General features: G+C 74.0%; 12 protein-coding genes. 8 read left to right on the forward strand and 4 right to left on the reverse strand.

The genetic code is table 11. The annotated features are described in order from the left end of the window. The first annotated feature begins 58 nt into the window (after positions 1-58). The 3 genes from CNX65_RS15175 (at position 59) to CNX65_RS15185 (ending at position 3058) form a co-directional block, all read left to right on the forward strand. Complete coding sequence (locus CNX65_RS15175) at positions 59-724, forward strand: TetR/AcrR family transcriptional regulator (protein WP_096493639.1); 666 nt, start codon at positions 59-61, stop codon at positions 722-724. Between the two features lie 532 nt (positions 725-1256). Further along, positions 1257-1766 (forward strand): flavodoxin family protein, encoded by a 510-nt coding sequence (locus CNX65_RS15180; protein ID WP_096493641.1) that lies wholly within the window; start codon positions 1257-1259, stop codon positions 1764-1766. A gap of 791 nt (positions 1767-2557) precedes the next feature. Next, positions 2558-3058 carry a flavodoxin family protein gene (locus CNX65_RS15185; RefSeq protein ID WP_157767665.1) on the forward strand — a complete coding sequence of 167 codons (501 nt, stop codon included), beginning with the start codon at positions 2558-2560 and terminating at the stop codon, positions 3056-3058. On the opposite strand, the gene CNX65_RS15190 is transcribed toward CNX65_RS15185, so the two are convergent. Continuing rightward, positions 3036-4361 carry a sodium:proton exchanger gene (locus tag CNX65_RS15190; protein WP_096493645.1) on the reverse strand — a complete coding sequence of 442 codons (1326 nt, stop codon included), beginning with the start codon at positions 4359-4361 and terminating at the stop codon, positions 3036-3038. The two genes, CNX65_RS15185 and CNX65_RS15190, sit on opposite strands and share 23 nt — an antisense overlap. Positions 4362-4484: 123 nt before the next feature. Here CNX65_RS15190 and CNX65_RS15195 point away from each other — a divergent pair, with 123 nt between their 5' ends. Together CNX65_RS15195 and CNX65_RS15200 are read left to right on the forward strand one after the other, a co-directional pair. Beyond that, the gene (locus CNX65_RS15195; protein WP_177154662.1) at positions 4485-5312 is read left to right on the forward strand and encodes a siderophore-interacting protein; all 828 of its coding nucleotides are present in this window, start codon (positions 4485-4487) and stop codon (positions 5310-5312) included. A gap of 148 nt (positions 5313-5460) precedes the next feature. Further along, positions 5461-7383, forward strand: coding sequence for a tetratricopeptide repeat protein (locus CNX65_RS15200; protein ID WP_157767666.1), 1923 nt, complete (start codon positions 5461-5463; stop codon positions 7381-7383). A gap of 433 nt (positions 7384-7816) precedes the next feature. Here the strand turns inward: CNX65_RS15200 and CNX65_RS15205 are convergent, their stop codons facing one another. The 3 genes from CNX65_RS15205 to CNX65_RS15215 form a co-directional block, all read right to left on the reverse strand. Continuing rightward, the gene (locus CNX65_RS15205) at positions 7817-8308 is read right to left on the reverse strand and encodes an HAD domain-containing protein (RefSeq protein ID WP_096493649.1); all 492 of its coding nucleotides are present in this window, start codon (positions 8306-8308) and stop codon (positions 7817-7819) included. Positions 8309-8496: 188 nt separating this feature from the next. Beyond that, the gene (locus tag CNX65_RS15210) at positions 8497-9327 is read right to left on the reverse strand and encodes a PhzF family phenazine biosynthesis protein (protein WP_096493650.1); all 831 of its coding nucleotides are present in this window, start codon (positions 9325-9327) and stop codon (positions 8497-8499) included. A 52-nt stretch (positions 9328-9379) separates the two neighbouring features. Beyond that, positions 9380-10003, reverse strand: coding sequence for a TetR/AcrR family transcriptional regulator (locus CNX65_RS15215; protein WP_096493652.1), 624 nt, complete (start codon positions 10001-10003; stop codon positions 9380-9382). Between the two features lie 127 nt (positions 10004-10130). On the opposite strand from CNX65_RS15215, the gene CNX65_RS15220 reads away from it, so the two are divergent. The 3 genes from CNX65_RS15220 to CNX65_RS15230 all read left to right on the forward strand — a co-directional run bounded on the left by CNX65_RS15220 (position 10131) and on the right by CNX65_RS15230 (position 15876). Then, positions 10131-10688 carry an NAD(P)H-dependent oxidoreductase gene (locus tag CNX65_RS15220; RefSeq protein WP_096493654.1) on the forward strand — a complete coding sequence of 186 codons (558 nt, stop codon included), beginning with the start codon at positions 10131-10133 and terminating at the stop codon, positions 10686-10688. A 112-nt stretch (positions 10689-10800) separates the two neighbouring features. After that, positions 10801-14745 (forward strand): DUF4132 domain-containing protein, encoded by a 3945-nt coding sequence (locus tag CNX65_RS15225; RefSeq protein ID WP_177154663.1) that lies wholly within the window; start codon positions 10801-10803, stop codon positions 14743-14745. Positions 14746-14946: 201 nt separating this feature from the next. Then, the gene (locus tag CNX65_RS15230; protein WP_096493658.1) at positions 14947-15876 is read left to right on the forward strand and encodes a hypothetical protein; all 930 of its coding nucleotides are present in this window, start codon (positions 14947-14949) and stop codon (positions 15874-15876) included.

Here is a 15876-nt window from a genome sequence, read left to right on the forward strand (position 1 = left end):
GCTCCGATTCGGAACGTAGCACAAGTGGCAGAAGACTGTCATTTGCTACCGTTGCGCGGTGAAGGCGGAGCCCGACCGACGACCGCGCGCCGACGCCGCGCGCAACATCGAGCACATCCTGTGCGCCGCGCGCGAGGTCTTCGCCCGCGTCGGTCCGGACGCTCCCCTCGACGAGGTGGCCAAGCACGCGGGCGTGGGCGTGCGCACCCTGCACCGCCACTTCCCGCGCAAGGAAGACCTGGTCAGGGCAACCCTGGACCGCGCCCTCACCCCGGACTTCGCCCACGCCATCACCAGGGCGAACTCCACCCCGAACCCGCTCCAGGCCCTCACCGCGCTGATCGAGGAAACCCTCACCCTCGTGGACCGCGAACGCCCCACCCTGGCAGCCGCGAGCAACCCCAGCGCCCTGACCTCGGCCATCGCCGAACCCCTGCTCGACACCCTGACCGAGCTGACCGAAAAAGCCCAACGCGCAACCCTGATCCGCCCGGACCTCACCCCGCACGACGTGCACCGCCTGCTGGGGATGCTGACCAGCGTCTTGTGGGGCATGGCGCCTGGCGACCAGGGCTGGCGCAGGTACCTGGTCCTGCTCCTGGACGCCCTGTCCCCAACCGCAACCACCCCACTCCCACCCGCAAGCCCGCCCCACCCCGCGAGCACGGGAGCGGAGTGCGTCCCCGCACGGCGAACCGGTACGTCCGGAACCCCGCGCCCCTGACCTGAAGGCCCAACAGTCCGACGGTCCAACGGTTCGCCCGCCCGCGTGACCTCCCGGCCGCGTGACCGCGTGGCTGCCTAGCCGCCCGGCCACGTGACCGCCTGGCCGCGTGACCGCATGGCTGCCTGGCCGCGTGGCCGCCCGGTCGCGTGGCCGCATGGCTGCCTGGCCGCCCGGTCGCGTCACCGCATGGCTGCGTGGCCGCGTGGCTGCGGACGAGTGATCGCCTGACCGTGCAGCTGCCAGCTCGTGCGTCATCTCCCGCGTTGCGGCAACGTGACCGTTTGGCGGCTTCGGGCTTTCGGCTTGCCGATGCGCCGAAGTCCGCGCGTTTCGGCCGTCCGTTCGACCGGTTGCGCGCTACGTACGCCCTGCGATATCTGGTGATCCCCCTCCCAGCGTTCTGACCGGTGAAGTCACAGCAGGGCAGTAAGTCCCAGGACCCCCAGGCACTTCGGCGCTCCCCCTCTCCGTCTCACCCAGTGGATCATGAACCCACTTCCGCAGTACTCCAAACGGGTGAGGTTTGTTCATGGCACGGGCATTGGTGGTCTACGAGTCCATGTTCGGCAACGCCAAGCTGATCGCCGAGGCGATCGCGCGCGGCCTGTCGATCTGGCGATCCACCGACGTGCTCGAAGTCGGCGTCGCGCCGGACGTCCTGCCCTCGGACCTCGACCTGCTCGTCGTCGGCGCGCCGACCCACGCGTTCGGACTCAGCAGGCCCGGCACCCGCAAGGCCGCGACCCAGTACCAGGAGCAGGTGCTCTCCTCCAGGCGCGGGATGCGCGAGTGGCTCGCCGTGGTCGAGCAGGAGCGGATCGGCGTCGAAGCGGTCGCCTTCGACACCGGCATCCGCTTCGCCCCCGGCTCGGCCGCCCGCGTGGCCACGCTCGCCCTGCGCAAGCTGCGCTTCGAGGTCCGCTACCAGCCCAAGTCGTTCGACGTGGTCACCGCGATCGGGCCCCTCCTGGATGGTGAGGCCGAGCGCGCCGAGGAATGGGGACGCGCCATCGCCGAAGCGTCCTTCTCCCGCAACTGACCGCGATCACTCGACGCGCGCCAATGGCTTAGCGTGCCAATGGCCTAGCGCACGCCAGTCACCTAACGCACGCCAACGGCCCAGCGCGCGGTGACTGTCGAGCGCACAGCGACTGCCCGATGTGCCACAACCGTTGAGCGCGCGACTGCTGCCAGGTGCGCGACCACCACCGAACACGCGGCAGTCGTCGCACGCCCGACTCGGGCGCTGTCGAGGTTCACGCGGAACCGCCCCTGTCCGGCCCGCGTGGACCTGCCCGAAGCTCCCGCGAACGCCCAACAACCGTCGTCCGGCCCGCCCTGCCCGGTCGTCACGGCGCCATTCTCACCGCATCCCTCCCTCCTCGTCGTTGACCAGCCCCGCCCGTCGCCGCCCGGTGACCCGACACCGCCGAACCGCGTGCGGCGCTTGGAGAAAACCCTTCTCCACCAGGCTTGATCGCCGCTTTCCCTGTCAAGCTTGGCACGCTGGACACCCCTGGGGCCAAGACCTTCGGAGGGGGAATTTCCGCGTTCATCGGTGAATCACCCGGTGGAGCGACACCGCGGTTCCCGGCTGATCAAGCGCCAGGAACGCCGAGACATCCCGGACCGACCGACAGGTCGCCCCAACGCCCCGAAACCGCTCCCACCACCCACCCCACCAGCCCCGTTCCCCGTCCCCCGGAATCCCCACCAGGGCCGGAGGTCACCACCGCCCCCAGCGCACGACCCGCGTTCGCGGGGCACTTGGGCGCTCCCCCCGAAGTCCCGAACGGAGCAGCCTTGCCTGGACCGGGAGGAAGGGGCGTGATGGTCCAGGCACTGGTGGTCTACGAGTCCATGTTCGGCAACAACAAGGCCCTCGCGGAGGCGATCGCCGAAGCCGTCGGCGGGGTGGCCGTCGAGGTCGGCGTCGCCCCGGAGGCGCTGCCCCCGGAGGTCGACCTGCTGTTCGTCGGCGCCCCCACCCACGCGCTCACGCTCAGCAGCGACGCCACCCGCTGGGCCGCCGCCACCGAGCACGCCGACGGCCCGCTGGTGTCCAACGGCCGCGGCATGCGCGAGTGGCTGGCGAACCTCACCGGCGCGGAGGGCGTCACCGCTCACCCGTTCGGCACGCACGTCAAGGTCACCTGGCCACCCTCGTCGGCCGCCCGGTCCATCGGCAAGAAGCTGCGCGCCCTGGGCTGCGTGGTCGGCGAGCCGAAGTCCTTCAAGGTCACCGGCTTCACCGGACCGTTCGCGCCCGGCGAGGTCGAGCGGGCCGAGCTGTGGGCGCGCACCGCGCTCAGCGGCGCGCCAGCTCGCTGAACGGCGTCGTCACCCCGTCGCGGACGAGGCGGGCCATCTCGGCCCGCCTCCGCGCGAGCCTGACCACCGCGAGCAGCACGTAGAGCCCGGACAGCGCGAGCACCACCACCCGGTTCGCCTCGGCGGGCAGCAGCAGGCTGGTGGTGAACTGCGCCGCGAACAGCCCGAACAGGGTCGCCGCGCCCGCCGCGCCGATGCCGAGGTCCACCAGCAGGCTCACCGCGAACAGCGACTGCGCCGCCGTGACCAGCAGCTCCAACCGCTGGTGCTCGTCCAGCGGCAGGCCGTCCACGCCGCCCGAGGAGATCGCGAACACCACGGGCAGCGTGCCGACCAGCAGCGTCCACTGGTTGACCTTGCTCGACAGCAGCGTGCCCAGCGACTCGGACGCGGCCAGCCGGATCGCGTACAGGCAGGCCACGATCAGCTCGGGCGCCTCGCTGGCCAGCGGCGCGACCCACTGCACGAGCAGGAACTCGTCGACGCCGAGCGTGGTGCCGGTGTCGACGAGGTTCTGCGCGAAGTGCTCCGCGCAGGCCAGGATCACCAGGCCCGCGAACCCGAACAGGCCCGCGACCCACCCGCGCCTGCGCCGCTTGGCCTGCTCGCCGACCCACTTCGACACCCCGTGCAGGTCCGGCTCCTCGGCGGGCGCCTTGGACAGCCGCCAGGTGTACGCGGCGAAGATCGACACGAACACGGCGGCGTCGAAGAACGTCAGGCTGTCGCGCAGCGGCAGGGTCAGCGAGTAGAGCGTGGCCACGCCCAGGAACACCACCTCGGCGGACATGACCGGCGTCAGCTCGACCCGGCCGGGCCGCACGGTCCCCGGCCGCTCGCGCCCGCGCCCCTTGCGCAGCACGGCGAGCCCGGCGACCAGCACCACGAGCGGCCAGCCGATGCCGACCAGGATGCGGTTCGCGCCGGTCATGTTGGCCAGCGCCAGCGAGCACGGGTTCGCCCCGCCCTGGCCCGCGCACGTGCCGTGCTCGGCGTACACCTGCCCGGCCTCGAACGTGAACACCATGTCGACGGCGTACTCGGGCAGCACCGCGACCATGGCGAGCACCGCGATGGCCAGCCCCGCGCTGACGTCGACCTGCGCGGCCTCGGCCGCCCAGGACAGCAGGAACGCCGCGGCGACGATGGCGATGCCGAAGATCGCGGCGGCGATCGGCGGCGGGAGGTCGGGGTGGGGGAGGCCCAGGTAGTCGGCTGCGCCGAGCAGCGCGCCGGGCAGCGCGAACGCCGCCGCGACGGGCAGTCTCCTGGGGAAAGCCCCGCGATCACCGGACAAGGTCACCCCGCGTGTGCTCGTCGCTCATGCGGACCGTGTTCCCGGTCGCGGCCGGGGATAACCCGGAGCCTACCCGGCGGGGGAAATTTCTTAGGTTAGGCTGCGCTAACCAAATGTGGAGGTGCAGTCATGGCCCGCGACAACCTGTCCGCCGCGAGGACCAAGCCCGAGCACTCGGCGCTGCTCACGCTCTCGGTGCTGCGCAGGGAGCGGGTCTCGCCGAACTTCGTGCGCGTCACCCTCGGTGGCGACGACCTCGCCCGTTTCACCCCCCTGGGTTATGACCAGTGGTTCCGGTTGTTCATCCCGGTCGCCCAGGGCTCGCTCGACGGCGCGCCGGACAAGCTCACCGTGCTGTCGTACCTGAGGTACCTGACCGTGTCCAAGGGTCGCCGTCCCGTCCTGCGCAACTACACGGTCCGCGCCTTCCGCCCCGAGGGGCCTGAACTGGACGTCGACTTCGTCGTGCACGGCTCGCCCGACGACGGCACCGCCGGACCTGCCACCGCGTGGGCGCTGACCTGCGCGGAAGGCGACCAGGTCGGCGTCCTGGACGAGGGGACCGGGTTCGCCCTGCCCGACGGCGTGCGACAGGTGCTGCTCGTCGCGGACGAGACCGGGCTGCCCGCGATCGAGGGAATCCTGGCGTCCCTGCCCGCCGACGTGACCGGCCGCGCGGTCGTCGAGGTGCCGGAGGAGGGCGACCGCAGGGACCTCGCCGGGTTCTCGGGCGTTGAGGTCACCTGGGTGGTGCGCGCGGACGCGACGGCGGTGCCGGGCGCGGCGGCGCGGGCCGAGGTCGAGTCCCGGCCGCTGCCCGAGGGCCCGTTCTACGGGTGGGCCGTCGGCGAGTCGGCGCTGCCGGTCGGACTGCGCAGGCACTGGGTGGGCGCGGGGGTGCCCAAGGAGAACGTCACCTTCTGCGGTTACTGGAAGGCTCCTAAGAAGCACCCCTGACCCGCGACCGCCCCAGACCGCACTCGTGCGGAGCGGATCCCGCGCGCGGGATAACAACGGGGGCGAGGCCGACGAAGGGGCGACGGGTGGAGCAGCGCGACGACCGGGGACCGTGGGCGGGCACGGGCGGTCGCGGCCACCCCGGCTGTTGCCGGCGACCACCCGGCACTTCGTCGGCCGCGACGCCGAGGTGGCGAGGCTGACCGAGCTCGCGGGCGCGGGCGGCGCGTGCGTGGTCGAGGGCCTGCCCGGCGTCGGCAAGTCCACCCTGGTCACCGCGTGGGCGCACTCGGTCGCCGACGCCCTGTTCCCCGACGGGCAGATCCACCTCAACCTGCACGGTTTCGCACCGGGTCGCTCGCCGGTGACCGCCGAGCAGGCCACGCACTCGCTGCTGTCCGCGCTGCGCGTCCCGGTCGCCGAGATCCCGCCGGACCCCGAGGACCGGATGGCGCTGTTCCGCGACCTGGTCCACGACCTCGCCCTGCTGCTCGTGCTGGACAACGCCCGCGACAGCGCGCAGGTCGAGACCCTGCTGCCCAGGGGCAGGCCGTTCACGGTGGTCACCTCGCGCAGGAGCCTGACCGCACTGCGCGCGGGTTGCGGCGTGGAGACCCTGCGGCTCGCACCGATGAGCCGGGCCGAGTCGTTGGGCCTGCTCGCCCGCCACCTGGGAGCCGACGCGCTCGACGACCCGGCCGTGGCGGAGCTGGCCCGCAGGTGCGCGGACCTGCCGCTGGCGCTGTCGATCGTCGCGGCCTCGGTGTCGCAGCACCCCGGCGTCGACCGCGCGGCCTTCGCCTGGGGCCTGGCCGAGGACGGGGCGCTGCTGGCCTCGCTGGCGCTGGACAGCGCCACCGCCGACTGGCAGGCCGTCGTCAACGCCTCCTACCGGCTGCTCCCGGACCCCGCGGCCCGCGCGCTGCGCCTGCTCGCGCTGCACCCCGGCGACACCTTCGACGCCCGCGCGGCGGCGGCCCTGTGCGGCACGGGCGCGTCCGGCGCGGAGGCGGTGCTGCGCGAACTGCTGTCCCACCACCTCCTGGAGGCCGAGGGCGCCCGCTACCGCTTCCACGACCTGCTGCGCGTGTTCGCCCGCGACCGCTTGGCCGAGGAGGAGGACGCCGGGACCCGCGAGCGGGCCGCCGAGGCCCTGCTGGACCACCTGCTGCACTCCGCCTTCCACGCGGACCGCCTGGTCAACGCCCACCGGACACCCATCGCCCTCGGCCCACCACCCCAGGCGCCGCTCGCCCGCACCCCGGACCCCGGACCGCCGGACCGCCGGGCCGCGGTGGACTGGCTGGTGGCCGAGCTGCCCGCCCTCGTCGCGTCCACGCGGCTCGCCGCCGACCACGGGCGGCTGGAGCACGCCTGGAAGATCCCCTGGGCGGCGGTCAACGCGTTCCAGCTGCGGGGGCGCTGGCAGGACTGGATCGACAGCCACGTCGTCGCGCTGCGCGCCACCGAGGAGCTGGGGGACGTGGGCGCGGAGAACCGGACGCTGCGGGCGTTGGCGCGCGCCTACGACGAGGCCGGGCGGTCGGAGGAGGCGGTGCCCTGCTTCACGCGGGCGCTGGCCAACTGCGAGCGCGCCGGTGACGACAACGGGCGGGCGAACTGCCTCAACGGGCGCGCCGGGAGCCTGCTGCGCGCGGGACGGGCGGAGGAGGCGCTGCGGGACGCGCGGGCCGCGCTGGAGGTGCACGCCGGGCGCGACGACCTGATCGGCCGGGCGAGCACGACGAACCTGCTCGGCCGCGTCCACACCGCGCTCGGCGCGCCACGGCTCGGGGTGGCGCTGCACGGGCGCGCGCTGCGGCTGTTCCGGACCGCGGGGGACCGGTACGGGCAGGCGCAGGCGATCGACGCGATGGGCCGCGCCATGACCGCCCTGGGGAGGCCGGGGTCCGCCGCGGTCTGCCACCGCGTCGCGGTGGACGTGCACGAGGAAGTGGGCAACCACGCCCACGCCGTGCTGTCCCGAGGACTGCTCGCGGACGCGCTGACCGGGGCGGGCGGAGGGACGCTGGCAGCAGACCGGTGTGGGCGGCTGAGCGCTGACGGCTGACCGGTGTGGGCGGAGGGGCGTTGGCAGCTGACCGGTGTGAGTGCCGGGGTGCGGTCGGCTGTGCGTCGTCGGCCGATCCCGGTCGGCCGGACGAGGTGGGCGACCGCGCGATGCGGGCGGCTGAGCACGAACGGGTTGAGCGCAGCCGCCAGCGCGCCGCCAGCTGAGCGCTGGTGGCTGAGCACTGGCGGCTGAGCGCGACCGTCCGAACACTGCCGCCTGGGCCGGGGCTGAGTGCGACTGCCCGGACACCGCGACGCCTGAGCACGGGCGACCGAGTGCGGCGCGACCGCCTGAGCCCAGGCGCTTGCGCGCGGGTGGCCAAGATCAGGTGGCTACCCGTGTGCGATGGCTGCACGCGCGCGATGGCTACCTGCCTGCGGGGGCTACCCGCGTGTGGTGGCTGCACGCGTGTGACTGCGCGCGGGCGTGTTCACGCCAGGTGGCGGCGCACCTCGGCCAAGTGCTCCTCGGTGAGGCCCGTGCGCGGGTCGACGCGCACCAGGGCCGTGGGCACGTCCGCCCGCTTGGCCGGGAACGCGTCCCGCGCCGTCGGGTACAGGTCGAAGTCGTCGTCCAGCCACACCAGCGGGCGCTGCCAAGCGAACCGGGCCACGGCGTCGTACTTCCAGCCACCGCCGGTGCTCCCGCACTCGACCACCCGCAGGTTCGGCAGGCCGATCGCCGGACCGACCACCGTGTTCGCCTGGTGCCCCCAGGTGGTGGCCCAGACCAGCTCGGCGTCACCCGCCGCGTCGAGCAGGGCCGCCTCGTGGTCGGGGTTGAGCCACATCCGCAGCGGACGCCGCCTGCTCCAGCCGCGCAACCGGAAGAGGTGCTCGACGAAGCCCGGTGGTTTCGCGTCAGCGCCTGCCGCGAACGGGTTCAGCGGGCCGTCCGCGTCGAGCAGCAGCACGGGGCGCATGACGAAGATCGTGTCAGGACCGGTGCCTGCGCAGTGGCGAGGGCAGGGTGAAGCGCCCCGGTGGCCAGGTCCGGGTCGGCCAGGTCAGGCGCAAGCGAGCCGCGATCACCTCGCACGTCCCATTGTTCCCGGACCGCGACTGGCTCGGGCGGGATCGGGGGCGAATCGGCATCGCACTTTCGGGTGATCTAGTCCAGCGCCACGTGGCCGGTGACGACGGTGGTCGTCGCGCCGCCGATCCACAGCTCGTCGTCGGCGTCCCGCTCCACCAGCACGTGCCCGTCCGCCCCGACCACCGTCCCCTGGTGCGCGGCGTACCGGTCGGGCGCGCGGCCGGTGTCCACCAGCCAGCGGGCCACCCCGGCGTTCAGGCTGCCGGTCACCGGGTCCTCGGTCACCCGGTCGCCCTCCACGAACAGCGCCCGCACCTCCACCAGGTGCGGCGAGCCGGGCGGGTGCGGGCCGACCAGGCCGAGCGCCGGGGCGTCCGCCAGCTCCCGCGCGGTCGGGACGCGCGCGCCCAGCACCGAACCCGCGTCCGGCGCCAGCACCGCGATCCAGCCGGGGCCGTTGTCCACGTGCGCGGCGTCGACCACCGGCAGGTCCAGCACCTCGGCCAGGTGCGCGCGCAGGTCCGCGTCGACCGGGCCGGACCGGGTCAGCGGGGGAGCGGCGAAGGCCAGACCGCCCTCGGTCCTCCGCACCCGGACCAGGCCCGCCTCGCACTCCTGGGTGACAACGGGCTTGTCCGCACCAAACCGCTCGGCCCAGGCGTGGCACGCGCCCAGCGTCGGGTGCCCGGCGAAGGGAAGTTCGCCCGAGGGGGTGAAGATCCGCACCCGGTAGTCCGCAGGTCCGGTCGGGGGCAGCAGGAAGACCGTCTCGGACAGGTTCGTCCAGCGCGCGAACCGGGCCAGCTCCGCGTCCGACAGGCCCTCGGCGTCCCCGACCACGGCCACCGGGTTGCCGCGCAGGGACGTCCCCGCGAACACGTCCACCTGGCTGAACCACCTGCTCACGACAACCCCCTCGCCGACGACGCGCCACCCGAACCCGCCGAGCGCCGATCTTTCACCTGATCGTGCCGAGCAGGCGGCCCACGAGATCGTGCCATCCCGCTTCGAGGCGCTTCTGGCTCATGCCGCGCGTGGTCCGCAGGTGGTTCACCAACCCGATCTCCAGGTACCCCATCAGCGTGACCGCGTGCAGCGTCAGGTCACCGCCCGCGCCCGCCTCCCGCAGCAGCACCACCAGGTGGGTCTGCCGCAACCGCTGACCGGGCACCGCGTAGCGCCGGTCGGGGTCGGTCTCGGCGGCCAGGTACAGGTCCCGGTCGCCGTGCTCGTGCCGCAGCACGGCGGGCCCGAAGGCGTGCAGCCGCTCGGCCGCGCCCGCGCCAGGCCCCAGTGGCGGCGGTCCGGCCAGGTAGGCCGCCTGGAGCCGCTGCTCGCTGCGGTCCAGCAGGGCCAGCAGCAGGCCGGTGCGGTCGCCGAAGCGCCGGAACACCGTGCCCTTGCCGACGCAGGCGGCGCTGGCCACCGCGTCCATCGTCAGGTTGGCCGCGCCGTGCTCGTCCACCAGCAGCGCGGCGGCCTCCAGCAGGCGCGCCCGGTTGCGCGCGGCGTCGGCGCGCAGTCGTGGCTCTCCGGTCACCGGCTCCACGTCGATGCGCACCGGTCCGGTAGGGGTGCTCATGTGGCCAGGTTAACGCCATCGGGGCAGAAGTGGACTGCGGTCCGGATAGGTGGTAGAACGTTCAAGCACCACCAACCGGACCGTGGTCCGGTTGACCCCCACGCTGCACCACCCAGGAGAACCTCAGATGTCTGCACGCGTCCTCGCGTTCGTCGGCAGCCTCCGCGCGGCCTCGCACAACCGCCAGCTCGCCGAGACCGCCGTCAAGCTCTCCCCCGAGGGCCTCGACATCGACCTCTACGAGGGCATCGCCGACGTCCCCTTCTACAACGAGGACATCGACAACCCCGAGAACCTCCCCGCCGCCGTCGCGAAGCTGCGCGAGGCCGCCGCGTCCGCCGAGGCGTTCCTGCTGTTCACCCCCGAGTACAACGGCACCATGCCCGCCGTGCTCAAGAACGTCATCGACTGGCTGTCCCGCCCCTACGGCGCGGGCTCGATGACCGGCAAGCCCGTCGTGGTCGTCGGCACCGCGTTTGGCCAGTACGGCGGCGTGTGGGCGCACGACGAGGCCCGCAAGGCCGCGGGCATCGCCGGTGGCGCCGTGCTGGAGGACCTGAAGCTGGCCATCCCCGGCTCGGTCACCCGCTTCGCCGACACCCACCCGGCCGACGACGCCGAGGTCGTCACCCTGGTCACGGACCTGCTCGACAAGCTGTCCGCGCAGCTCAAGACCTCCGCGTGAGGCTCCCGGTCCCGCTTCCGGCGGGACCGGGGAACCCGCGTCCGCCGGTTTTTGTCGGTGGTCGCCGCTAGCGTTCGCCCCAACCTGGAATCCGGTGTGGGGAGGGCTGGCTGTGGAGCGGTTGGAGTACGTCGGCGGCACGTCGCGCAAGTTCTGGGAGGGTGCGCGCGACGGGCTGTCGGTGACGGTGCGGTGGGGCCGCATCGGGACCTCGGGGCAGTCGAGGACCAAGGAGTTCGCGTCCGAGCGGTCGGCGCGCGACCACCTGGCCAAGCTGATCGCCGAGAAGCGCGCCAAGGGGTACTCCGACGGCGCGCCCACCGCTCCCGCGCCACTGCGGGACTCGGCCGACGCCACTTCGGGGAGGGGCGTCGGCTCACCCCGGTCCGGGGCCACCGCGGACGTCGCGCCCGACGTCCCCTCGGACCGCTCGGACGGGGTGGGCGGTGGTGCGGGGCCGGGTGCGTCGGCCCCCGGCGCCGCCGCCCCGTCGGAACCCGCCGGAGCCGGGGTGGTCGTGCCCGGCGGGCTCGACCACTTCGCCCCGGTGGGAACGCCGTCCGGAGGGCTCGACCACTTCGCTGCCGCGAGCGGGTCGGTCACCGCGCCCGCGTCGCCCGCTGTGGCCGAGCGGGAGCCTGACGCGACCGCGCCCCCGGTGGGCCGGACCGTGCCCGGTGGGCTCGACCACTTCGCCGCGCCGTCGCCCGCCCCGGCCAGTGCCGAGCCCGCTCCAGAGCCCGTCCCGGAGCCAGCCCCCGCGTGGGACCCGGCCGCCGAGGACCGCTGGCCCGACGACGCGCGCCCGCACCGCCTCGCCCTGCACCGCAGGGGCGACGGGCGCTCCAAGCGCAAGCTCGTCCCCGGAGCCGCCGCCGACATGCGCGAGCTCGCCCGGACCCACGACGAGCAGTTGCGCCAGAGGTCGTGGAAGGCCCGCCTCAAGAGCGACGCCGATCTCGTCGACGCCCTCACCGCCCACCTCGACGGCCACGCCAACCCGGTCGGCGCGGGCGTGCTGCACAACATGCTCGTGCGGCACACCTCCTCCTACGAGCTGGACAAGCTCAACGCGCACGCCGACGCCTGGCTCGCCGAGCACGGCGTCGTCTTCGCCGCCGAGGCGGTCCTGGCCAGCGCCACCACCGTCGTCAACGACGGCATCCGCCACCAGTCCACGCGCAAGGCGATCAGCCGCTCCTGGCACGGCATCGAGGTGGTCGGGCGGGTCCGCGCCGCGCTCGCCACGGCGACCGACGCCGAGTACGCCTCCGCGCTCGACCGCGTCGGCGCCTACCTGGACCGCCGCTCGGCCCGCGCGATCGCCGCCGTCCTCATGCCGACCGAGGCCGACCTGGTCGAGCTGATGTGCCAGGACGTGCGGACCGCGCACGACGAGGAGCAGCGCGCCCACGTCGTGCTCACCGCGATCAGCACCCCCGAGCAGCTCGACCTGGTCAAGCCCTCCGTGCCGCTGTGGGACGTCGACCACTGGAACCGCACCCTCCCCACCCTGGTCACCGCGCTCGGCGCCGAGGCGCTGCCCGCGCTCGTCGACTGGTTCCGCGCCGACGGCGCCGACCCGTCCCTGCGCGCCTCGCTGGCCCAGCACATCGCCGCGACCCCGACCGACGAGGCGCTGCGGTTCCTGGTCGACCTCGCCCCCGACCGCGCCACCTCGGGCCTGCTGCTCGCCGCGCTGCGCCGCCAGCCTGGCCGGGCCACGCGGGTGCTCGCCGCCGCGCTGGCCGCGCCGAACCGGTCCACGTCCGCGCCCCGCGACCTGCTGGAGGCGCACGTGCTGGCCTGCCCGGCCGCCGTCGCCGCCGTCCCGCTGACCGCCGAGGCCAGGGCCCTGGTCGACGGCGTCGCCGAGGGCTTCGCGGACCGCGTCCCCGAGGCCGACCCCGCCGACCTGCCCCGCCCGCTCGTGGACGCCCCGTGGGAGCGCGCCACCGCCGCCGCGCCACCGGTGGTGGTGCGCGGCCTGGAACCGCTCGGCGACGCCGCCGAGGAGTGGCTGCCCGGCGAGCGCGACGAGTGGCTGGCGAGCGTCTCCGACGACTTCCTGTCCTGGGAGGAGGTCCGCGACGCGGACCTCACCGACGAGGACAACTACATGGAGCGCGAGTCCGCCCTGCTGCGCGGCCCGGTCGACCAGGTGCGGCACCTGCTGCGCAGGCTGGGGCCGCACAGGATCTACAACGCGGAGATTGGTCGCGCGCTGGTCGCCCGGTTCGGGACCGACCTGCTGGAGGTGCTGCCCGACCTGCACGTGGACTCGTCGATCGCCGTCGAGGTGCTGCTGCCGCTGCGCTCGCCGTGGGTGGCGGCGCGGATGGCCGAGTCGCTGGGCAAGCAGCTGTACCGGCCTCGGGCCGTGGCCTGGTTCGAGCGGCACGGGGTGGACGGCGCGCGTCCGCTGGTGGCCGCCGCCGTCGGCCCGACCGGTCGGGCGCGGGCCTGCGCGGAGGCCGCGCTGCGCCTGGTCGCCGACCGGGTCGGCCAGGAGGCGGTGCTCGCCGTCGCGGCCGAGCACGGCGACAAGGCGCACCGGGCGGTGCGGCACCTGCTGGAGGTCGACCCGGTCGACGTGGTGCCCGCCAAGCTCCCGTCGCTGGAGGGCGTCGACCCGGCCGTGCTGCCGCAGGTGCTGCTGCGCGACCGGAGCCGCGCCGTTCCCCTGTCGGCCGTGCCGAACCTGCTGCTCAGCCTGGCGATCGACCGCGCCGACAACCGGTACGCGGGCGCGCTCCTCGTGCGCGAGCTGTGCGACCCGGAGTCGCTGGCGGCGTTCGGGCGGGCGCTGCTGAGCGCGTGGCGGCTCGTCGGGATGCCGTCCGAGCAGGCCTGGGTGCTCACCGCGCAGGGCGCGGTCGGCGACGACGAGACCGTGCGCGTGCTGTCCCCGCTGATCCGGGTGTGGCCGGGCGAGGGCGGGCACCGGCGCGCGGTGGCCGGGCTCGACGTGCTCGCCCAGATCGGCAGCGACGTGGCGCTCATGCACCTGGACGCCATCTCGCGGAAGGTGAAGTTCAAGGGGCTCAGGGCGAGCGCGCTGGAGAAGCTGGAGCAGATCGCCGTCGACCGCGACCTCAGCGCCGACCAGCTGGCCGACCGGCTCGTGCCGGACTTCGGGCTGGACGCGGACGGCACGCTCGTCCTGGACTACGGTCCGCGCCGGTTCACGGTCGGGTTCGACGAGCACCTGAAGCCGTACGTGCTCGACGGGGGCGGCAACCGCCGCAAGGAGCTGCCCAAGCCGGGCGCGAAGGACGACCCCGAGCTGGCGCCTGCGGCGCACCGCAGGTTCGCGGCGCTGAAGAAGGACGTGCGCACCTCGGCGGCGGACCAGATCGTCCGCCTGGAGAACGCGATGGTGGTGGGCAGGCGCTGGACGACCGCCGAGTTCACCACCCTGCTGGCCGGGCACCCGCTGCTGCGCCACGTGGTGCGCCGCCTGGTGTGGCTGGCGGAGCGGCCCGCCGAGGACGGCGCGGGGCAGGCGCTCAGCTTCCGCCTGGCCGAGGACAACAGCCTGGCCGACTCCTCCGACGACCCGGTGCTGCTGCCGGGCGACGCGGAGGTCCGCATCGCCCACCCGCTGCTGCTGGCCGGGGAGCTGGACGCGTGGGCGGAGGTGTTCGCGGACTACGAGCTGCTCCAGCCGTTCCCGCAGCTGGGCAGACCGGTGCACGCCCCGGAGGACGCCGACGCGGCGGTGGGGGCGCTGCTGGAGGGCGAGGTCGAGACGGGCAGGCTGCTGTCGCTGGTGCGCCGTGGCTGGGAGCGCGCCGAACCGCAGGACGCGGGCGTGGAGCCGTGGATGGTCAAGCGCCTGAGCCCGACCAGGGTCCTGGTGCTCGCCCTGGACCCCGGCCTGTACGTGGGCGCGGTGTCGCTGATCTCGGACAAGCAGCGCCTGGCCGCGCTGACCCTGGAACGCCCGGCGAGCTACTACTGGAACCCGAAGGGCAAGGAGACCCCGTCCCTGTCCACGCTGGACCCGGTGGTGCTGTCGGAGCTGATCGCGGACCTGGAGTCGCTGCGGGCGTGACGGTGGGCGGCTCCTGGGAAGCGCGTCAGGAGCCGGGGACGAAGGCCGGGGCCGACCCGATCGGAGTCTGGACAGCCCCTGCCCGCGATCGCCAGGCTTGACAGCCGTGGTCCAAGGTCTTCGTCCCGTTCGCAGTCGGTGACTCCCCGGTCCGGGGCGGAACTCGTCGCCGAGTTGAAGGGGCTGCGCCGCGGTCGAGGTGTGACCGAACCGGGCTTCTCCTCCCGGCTGGGCCCACTGGTCCGGGGGCTGTTCCACGTCCGCGAGGACGAGGACGCGGAAGCCGTGCTCGCGAAGGTGGCCGGTGGGCTGGAAGGGAGCATCAACGACCTCCCGGCCCACCAGCGCCTCGCCGTGACCGCCGCGTTCGGGCTCGGTTCCGAGCGGGGCGGGACGTACCGGGAGCGGGTGGCGCGGCTGGCGGTGCGCGAGGGCGTCAGCGAGCGCACGGTGCGCCGTCGAGCGGACAGCGGTACCGGTGCGCTGGCCGAACTCCTGCGCACTCGGCACGTCGACGAGCCCCGGCTGCGCTGGCGGACCGAGCGTTTGGAGCTCGTCGTCGTCCTCGACCGCACCGGACTGGAGGTCCTGGAGTTCCGCACCGCCGTCGCGGTCGCCGACGGGCTGACCGGGGTGGAGCTGCTCGACGACGTCCTCGTGGCCTCGCGAGGCGCCCTCCTCGCCGCGCCGCCGCAGGTGCTCCACGGGGGAGAGCTGCTGGTGGCCCCCGTGTCACCGCTGATCCGCTCCGACTTCGTCCTGCACCTGCCGAGGACGCTGAACCGCGGTGCGCCCCACGACTTCGCCGTGCGGAGCAGACCGGCGACCGCGTCGGCGCGGAACCTGGTGTGCGTGCCGCGCCACCGGGGCGTCCTCCTCGACCTGAAAGTGCTGTTCCCCCGAGGGCTGAGACCTCGGCACGTGGTGCGGCTCGCGGACGTCGCGCCCGACGACGTCGTCACCACCGAGGTGCTCGGCCTGCCCGCTGCGCCCGCAGGGCCGGGCAACGCGGGCGTGCTCGACCTGCCCGGCGCCTCGCTGGTGGAGGTGGACCCGGTGGGTGGGGTCCACCTCCGCTTCGGCGATCCGGCTCCCGGCAGGGCATCGGGGTTGTGCTGGCCCAGCGCCTGA

The sequence above is a fragment of the Actinosynnema pretiosum genome (assembly GCF_002354875.1).
Lineage (GTDB): Bacteria > Actinomycetota > Actinomycetes > Mycobacteriales > Pseudonocardiaceae > Actinosynnema > Actinosynnema auranticum.